This window comes from Phenylobacterium sp. (genome assembly GCF_046590535.1).
In the GTDB taxonomy this organism is placed as follows: Bacteria; Pseudomonadota; Alphaproteobacteria; order Caulobacterales; family Caulobacteraceae; genus Phenylobacterium.
This window is the reverse complement of sequence record NZ_JBKJTG010000215.1, coordinates 26,578-33,277: the sequence shown is the minus strand read 5'-3', so window position 1 is coordinate 33,277 and position 6,700 is coordinate 26,578. Positions and strand designations below refer to the sequence as shown.

Sequence of the window (6,700 nt, the reverse complement as noted above, 5' to 3'; positions counted from 1 at the left end):
TTTACGCCCTGGAGGTCCCAGCCTACGGGGGCGACACCCTGTTCGCCAGCCAGGCGGCGGCGTTCGAGGCTCTGTCGCCAGGCTTGCAACGCACGCTTGAGGGGTTGAGCGCGGTGCACTCCGCCGGCCGCGAGTATTCCGCCGACGGGCACTCCGCCCAGAAGCGCAAGTCGATGGCGGTGGTGGAGGCCGAAGGTGCGGTGGGCGAGTTCGTCCACCCGATCGTGCTGGTCCACCCGGAGAGCGGCCGCAAGGCGCTCTATGTGAACCCGGCTTTCACGATGCGCATCGACGGCTGGTCGAAGCGGGAGTCCAGGGCGCTGCTGGAGTTCCTGTTCGAACACTCCCGCTACGAGGCCTTCACCTGCCGGTTCTCCTGGGCCGCGGGCTCGGTGGCGTTCTGGGACAACCGCTCGGTCTGGCACTTCGCGCTGAACGACTATCCGGGCCAGCGCCGCCACATGCGCCGGGTGACCGTCGATCCTTGGCCGGCCATGGCCGAGCAGGCAGTGGAGGCCCGGCTGAGCTCGCCGGTCAGCTAGCCGCGCGGAAGCAGTCGACCACTTGGGCGACCCAGTCCTTCAGAGCGTCCTTGCGGTCCAGCGGCGTGGCGCCGTGGCGGACCAGCACCAGGTCCAGGTCTGGGACCACCACCGTGTACTGACCGTCATAGCCGTTGGCGGAAAACGAGCCGGGACCGGCGATGTCCAGCCACCAGTGGGCGCCGTAGCGACCGTCGGACTCGGCGCCCGGCTGCTGCCAGGTGGGGGTGCGCGCGTAGTCTACCCACCCTTCCGGAAGGAGCCGGCGGCCGTCCCAGATCCCGTCGCGCAGATAGAGCAGGCCGAAGCGGGCGAAGTCGCGGGCGGTGGCGAAGCAAAAGGACGAGCCGATGAAGGTCCCGGCGATGTCGAACTTTGGGACCGGGCTGGCCATCCCCAGCGGCGCGAACAGGCGCTGGCGCATGAAAGCTTCGAAGTCCGGCCCGTAGGCGTCCAGCGCCCGGGCGGCGCAGCGGGCGACGATGTTGGTGGTCCCGCTGGAGTAGTAGAAGAACCCGCCGGGCGCGTGAGCCGGGGGCGCGGCGGCGGCGAAGGCGGCCACGTCGTCCTGCCCCTCGCCGAACAGCATGGTGATCACGTCGGAAGGATTGCCCGGTACGTACTCCTCGACCCAGGCCAGGCCGCTGGACATGTGCAGGAGCTGGTCCAGGGTGATGGCGCCGCGGGGGTCGCCGGGCGTGCCCCACTCCGGCACGTCGGCGGGGGCGGCGATGTCGAGTTTTCCGTCGCCGGCAAGCAGGCCCACCAGGGCGTGGGTGATGCTCTTGGCCTTGGACCAGGAGTGGTGGGTGCTGGCTGCGTCGAAGCCTTGGCCGTAGCGCTCGGCGACGATCCTGCCGCCCTGGACCACCAGCAAGGCGTGGGTTTCGCCCAGGTTATCCTTGGCGCCGAAGGCCGCGTCTGTGAGCGCCGCGAACCGCGTGCGGCCGAGCCCGGCGGGGGGCTCGCTCATGGGCCACTCGGCGGTCGGCCAGGCGACGTCGGCCGGCTGGGCGGGCAGAGGCGCCAGGGACAAACCTAGACCCCCGCCATGGCCAAGAGGGCGGAGAGGCCCACCTGCATGCCCTTCAGGCTTTCCGGTTTGGCCACATCGATCCACTCATCCACGGCATGCGCCCGGCCGCCGGAGCCGCCGGAGCCGATGGTCACCGCGGGAATGCCCAGGCTGATCGGCATGTTGGAGTCGGTGGAACTGGCCCCCAGCACGGGGGTGTAGCCCGCGGCGCGGACGGCGGCCTCGGTGACCTGGACGATCTCGGCGTCCAGCCGGGTGCTGCCGGTGGGCCGGTCGCCGATCAGCTTCACCTCGGCGGTGACGGACCCGACGCGGGTGGAGCGCGCGGCGTTCTCGGCGGCCACCGCGTCCTTGACGATCTGCTGGAACTTGGCGTCGAGCTGGGCGAGTTCGGGGGCGCCTTCGGAGCGCATGTCGACCTCCACCCAGATGGCGTCGGGGATGGAGTTCACGCTCGTGCCGCCGCCCACCACGCTGGCGGCGTAGGTGGTGCGTGGCTTGGTGGGGACCTGGATCATGTTGAAGTCGGACACCGCCTTGGCCATGGCGCCCATGGGGTTGACGATGCCGAAAGCGCCGTAGCTGTGCCCGCCCGGACCCTTGAAGGTGACGCGGTAGCGCCGCGAACCCACGGCGCCGTAGGTGACCCGCTCGGCCGAGGTCCCGTCCATGGAGAAGAAGGCGGCGATGCGGTCCTTGTACTTGCCCTTGGTGAAGATGTAGCGGACGCCGCGCAGGTCGCCCGGGCCCTCCTCGCCGACGTTGCCCACAAACAGAATGTCGCGCTTGGTGCGGATCTTCCCGGCGTCCAGGGCGCGGATGTAGCCCAGTAGGACAGCCAGGCTGTGGGTGTCGTCGCCGACGCCGGGCGCGAACAGCTTGGTGCCTTCACGGCGGACCTTCACATTGGTCTCTTCGGGGAAGACGGTGTCCAGGTGGGCGGCGATCACCACCAGGGGCTGACCGGCGGCCGCGGTCCCGCGGCGCAGGCCCATGACATTGCCCTCCGCGTCCATCTCCACGACCGAGAGGCCGTGGGATTTCAGCAGCGCCAGGTAGGCCTCGGCGCGGACCTTCTCCTTAAACGGCGGGGCAGGGATCTCGGTGAGGGTGATGGTGTCGGCGACGATGCGCTCGTGTTCGCGGTCGAGGGTGGCGACGGCGACCTTGAAGCCAGCGCTGTCGCGGATCGCGCGCACCGTCCGGTCAGCCCCGGTCGGCTTGGGCTGGGCGGCGGCGGTCCCGGCCAGGCTGAGCGACAGGAGGACGGCGAGGCTGGTGCGCGGAACGCGGAACATCGTGATGGGAATCCTTGGCGGCGACAGGCGGCCATAACAGCCGATTGCGGGGCGCGGCGCCAGCGTGCGGGTCGGGGCCCGACATCACGGGAAATTAACGAGAGAGTTCCGCCGCGCGCCTTGCCGGGCGTGGGTGCGGCCCCGTAAGCCTTCCGGCCAGACCGCTTGAGCCCTTTAACAGGATCTGCACCTCCATGACTGCTCTCGACCGCCGCACCTTCCTGGCCACCACCGCCGCCAGCGCGCTCGCCGCCGCCATGCCCGCGATGGCGCAACCGCCCTCGGAAGATGTCCGGCTGCGCGCCCAGCTCGACAAGATGTTTGAGACACAGGTGGACGACAGCCCTCGGTTCGCCACCTCGCTGGGCCTCGACAAGGGCGCCCGGGCGCACCTGAAGGCCGAGCTCGACGACACCTCCGCCGCCGCCAAGGCGCAGCGTCTGGAACGTGCCCGCGGGTGGGTCGGTGAGCTGAAGGCCATCGACCGCACGAAGCTGTCGGCCCCGTCAAAGGTCGACCTCGACGTGGTGCTGTACTCCCAGGAACAGTCGGTGCGGAATGGCGACCGCTATAAGTTCGGCGACACCGGCGGCAACTTCTCGCCCTATGTGATCAGCCAGCGCGGCGGGTCCTACGCCAATGTCCCCGACTTTCTGGACAGCCAGCACCGGGTGACCAACGCCGCCGACGCGGACGCCTACCTGTCGCGGCTGCGCGCCTTCCCGGTTTCCATGGACAACGACCTGGCCCGCCACAACGCCGACGTGGCGGCGGGCATCGTGCCGCCGGACTTCGTCTGCGACCTGACGATCGGCCAGATGCGGGCGCTGCGCGACCAGACCGCCGACAAGACCATCATGGTCACCTCCCTCGACAAGAAGGCCAAGGCCGCCAACCTGCCCGGCGACTGGGCCGGCCAGGCGGCCAAGATCGTCAACGGTGAAGTCTTCCCGGCGCTTGACCGCCAGATCGCCGCCATGCAGCGGGCCCGCCGTCTGGCCAAGCCTGACACGGGCGTCTGGGCGCTGCCGAAAGGGGACGCCTACTACGCCGACGCGGTGCGGGCCTCGACGACCACCAACTACACCCCCGAGCAGGTCCACCAGATGGGTCGCGACCAGGTGGCGGAGATCTCCAGCCGCATCGACACCATCCTGAAGGCCCAAGGCATGACCCAAGGCACGGTCGGGCGCCGGCTGATGGCGCTGAACGAGGATCCGTCGCAGGTCTATCCGGCCACCGACGCCGGTCGCGCGGAGATGATCGCCGACCTCAACGCCCAGCTCGGCGACCTGAACGCCCTCTTGCCCCGCGCCTTCAACCGCCTGCCCAAGGCCAAGGTGGAGGTGCGCCGGGTGCCGGTGTTCATCCAGGACGGGGCCGCCAACGGCTACTACCAGTCCGCCGCCCTGGACGGCTCGCGGCCGGCGGCCTTCTACATCAACCTGAAAGAGACCGGCGACTGGCCGCGCTACAATCTCAAGACCCTTTGCGTGCACGAGACGGTGCCGGGTCACCACCTGCAGGTAGCTCTCGCGCAGGAGAGCGACCGCATCCCGATGCTGCGCCGGGTGGGCGGCGGGTTCTCCGCCTTCTCGGAAGGTTGGGCGCTCTACGCCGAGCAGCTCGCCGACGAGATGGGCGCCTACGAGGGCGATCCCCTGGGGCGGGCGGGTTACTTGCAGTCGCTGCTGTTCCGCGCCGCGCGGCTGGTCACTGACACCGGCATCCACGCCAAGCGCTGGACCCGCCCGCAGGCCACCCAGTACATGGTCGATACCATCGGCAATGCGCCCAGCCGCGCCCAGCGCGAAGTGGAGCGCTATTTCACCTCTCCGGGCCAAGCCAACAGCTACAAGGTCGGCCACACCGTCTGGGTGAAGGTGCGCGAGGACGCCAAGAAGAAGCTGGGGCCGAAGTTCGACCTGAAGGCCTACCACGACGCGGCGCTGCTCTCGGGCTCCATGCCGCTGACCGTGCTGGAGCGGCACATCGCCGACTGGGCGGCCAGCCAGGCCTGAGCCGGCGGGGCTCGACATCGCGGCCGGCAGACCGTTCCATGGGCCCCTCCAGACGCAAGGAGGGGCCCATGCCTCGCACCACCGCCAACGGCATCGCCATTGAGTATGACATCCACGGGCCCGCCGGCGGCGAACCCTTGCTGCTGATCATGGGCCTGGGCGCCCAGATGACCCGCTGGCCGGACGGCTTGCTGCAAGCGTTGGCGGATCGGGGCCTGCGGGTGATCCGCTTCGACAACCGTGACGTGGGGCTGTCCGAGCACCTGGACGCCGCCGGCGCGCCGGACCTGCCGGGTATCATGGGGTCGCTGATGAAGGGCGAGAAGCCCGACGTCGCCTACACCCTGGACGACATGGCCTCGGACGCCGTGGGCCTGCTCGACGCTCTGGACATACCGCGCGCCCACATCGTCGGCGCCTCTCTGGGCGGCATGGTGGCCCAACTGGTGGCGGCCGATCACTCGCAGCGGGTGCTGTCGCTGACCTCGATCATGTCCACCACCGGCAACCGCGCCCTGCCGCCGGCCACGCCCGAGGCGATCGCGGTGCTGAACAACCGCGGCCCCGACCCAGCCGAAGACCTGGAGGGGTTCCTCGACCACGGGGTGAACTCGGCCAAGGTGATCGGCTCCCCCGGCCATCCGCAGGATCCCGCCGTGGTTCGCGAGCGCGCGCTGAGCGACTATCGGCGCACCTTCTATCCCGTGGGCTTCGCCCGGCAGTACGCCGCCGCCATGGCCTCGCCCGACCGGCGGCCCAAGCTGGCCGGGGTGACCGCGCCGACGGTGGTGATCCATGGCGAAGCCGATCCCCTGGTGCCGCTGGCCGGCGGCCAGGACACGGCGGAGAACATTCCCGGCGCCGAGCTGGTGGTGATCCCCGGCATGGGCCATGACCTGCCGCCGCAGCTTTACGGCGCCATCGCCGACGGGATCATGCGGGCTGTGGCCCGCGCCAAGACCGTGGCCTGAGGCGATGGCGACGCTGACGCGCGATGGAGTGGACCTCTACTATGAGGTTCACGGCGAGGGTCCGGTGCTGCTGCTGACCCACGGCTATTCGGCGACCTCGCAGATGTGGCGGGGCCAAGTCGAGGCCCTGTCGCGGGCCCACCGGCTGGTGATCTGGGATATGCGCGGCCATGGGCGCAGCGCCTATCCGGCCGACCCAGCGCTATATTCCGAGGCCCACACCGTGGCCGACATGGCGGCCCTGCTGGATGCGCTGGGCGCGGAGACAGCCATCGTCGGCGGGCTGTCGCTGGGCGGCTACATGTCGCTGGCGTTCCATAAGACACATCCGAAGCGGGTGTCGGCCCTGCTGATCATCGACACCGGCCCCGGCTACAAGAACGACGAGGCCCGCGACGGCTGGAACCGCAATGCCATCCGCACCGCCGAGCGCTATGAGCGCGACGGCTTGGGCGCCCTGGCCGGCGGCAGCGTCGAGATGCGCACCAGCCAGCACCGTTCGGCGGACGGTCTGGCGAGGGCGGCGCGGGGAATGCTGACCCAGCGCGACGCCGCGGTGATCAACTCGCTACCGGACATCGCCGTGCCGTCGCTGGTGGTGGTCGGCGCCGACGACACCCCGTTCCTGGCCGCCAGCGACTACATGGCCGGCAAGATCCCCGGAGCGTCCAAGGTGGTGATCCCCAACGCCGGCCACGCCGCCAACATCGACCAGCCGCAGGCCTTCAACGATGCGGTGGTGGCGTTTCTAGACGGGCTTCGCGCGAAGTAGCGCTGTTAAGCTTCAGCTAGCCGCTTCCGGCGATCCGTGCTCTCCTAAGGTCGCACTCGG

6 protein-coding genes are annotated in these 6,700 nt (G+C 69.8%); 4 read left to right on the top strand and 2 right to left on the bottom strand.

The window, feature by feature from the left end; translation table 11 throughout:
- On the top strand, positions 1-542 hold a 542-nt coding region (locus tag ACLL81_RS13105; RefSeq protein ID WP_411288796.1), incomplete at its 5' end, for a TauD/TfdA dioxygenase family protein.
- On the opposite strand, the gene ACLL81_RS13100 is transcribed toward ACLL81_RS13105, so the two are convergent.
- Positions 535-1,578 carry a serine hydrolase domain-containing protein gene (locus tag ACLL81_RS13100; protein WP_411288795.1) on the bottom strand — a complete coding sequence of 348 codons (1,044 nt, stop codon included), beginning with the start codon at positions 1,576-1,578 and terminating at the stop codon, positions 535-537. The genes ACLL81_RS13105 and ACLL81_RS13100 overlap by 8 nt on opposite strands.
- 2 nt (positions 1,579-1,580) lie before the next feature.
- Positions 1,581-2,876: a M20/M25/M40 family metallo-hydrolase gene (locus ACLL81_RS13095; RefSeq protein ID WP_411288794.1), complete on the bottom strand. Its 1,296-nt coding sequence runs from the start codon at positions 2,874-2,876 to the stop codon at positions 1,581-1,583.
- A 194-nt stretch (positions 2,877-3,070) separates the two neighbouring features.
- Between ACLL81_RS13095 and ACLL81_RS13090 the strand changes: the two genes are divergently transcribed.
- The 3 genes from ACLL81_RS13090 to ACLL81_RS13080 all read left to right on the top strand — a co-directional run bounded on the left by ACLL81_RS13090 (position 3,071) and on the right by ACLL81_RS13080 (position 6,640).
- Positions 3,071-4,897 (top strand): DUF885 domain-containing protein, encoded by a 1,827-nt coding sequence (locus ACLL81_RS13090; RefSeq protein WP_411288793.1) that lies wholly within the window; start codon positions 3,071-3,073, stop codon positions 4,895-4,897.
- Positions 4,898-4,965: 68 nt separating this feature from the next.
- Positions 4,966-5,868 (top strand): alpha/beta fold hydrolase, encoded by a 903-nt coding sequence (locus ACLL81_RS13085; RefSeq protein ID WP_411288792.1) that lies wholly within the window; start codon positions 4,966-4,968, stop codon positions 5,866-5,868.
- Positions 5,869-5,872: 4 nt separating this feature from the next.
- Complete coding sequence (locus ACLL81_RS13080) at positions 5,873-6,640, top strand: alpha/beta fold hydrolase (RefSeq protein WP_411288791.1); 768 nt, start codon at positions 5,873-5,875, stop codon at positions 6,638-6,640.
- The last annotated feature ends 60 nt before the right edge of the window (positions 6,641-6,700 follow it).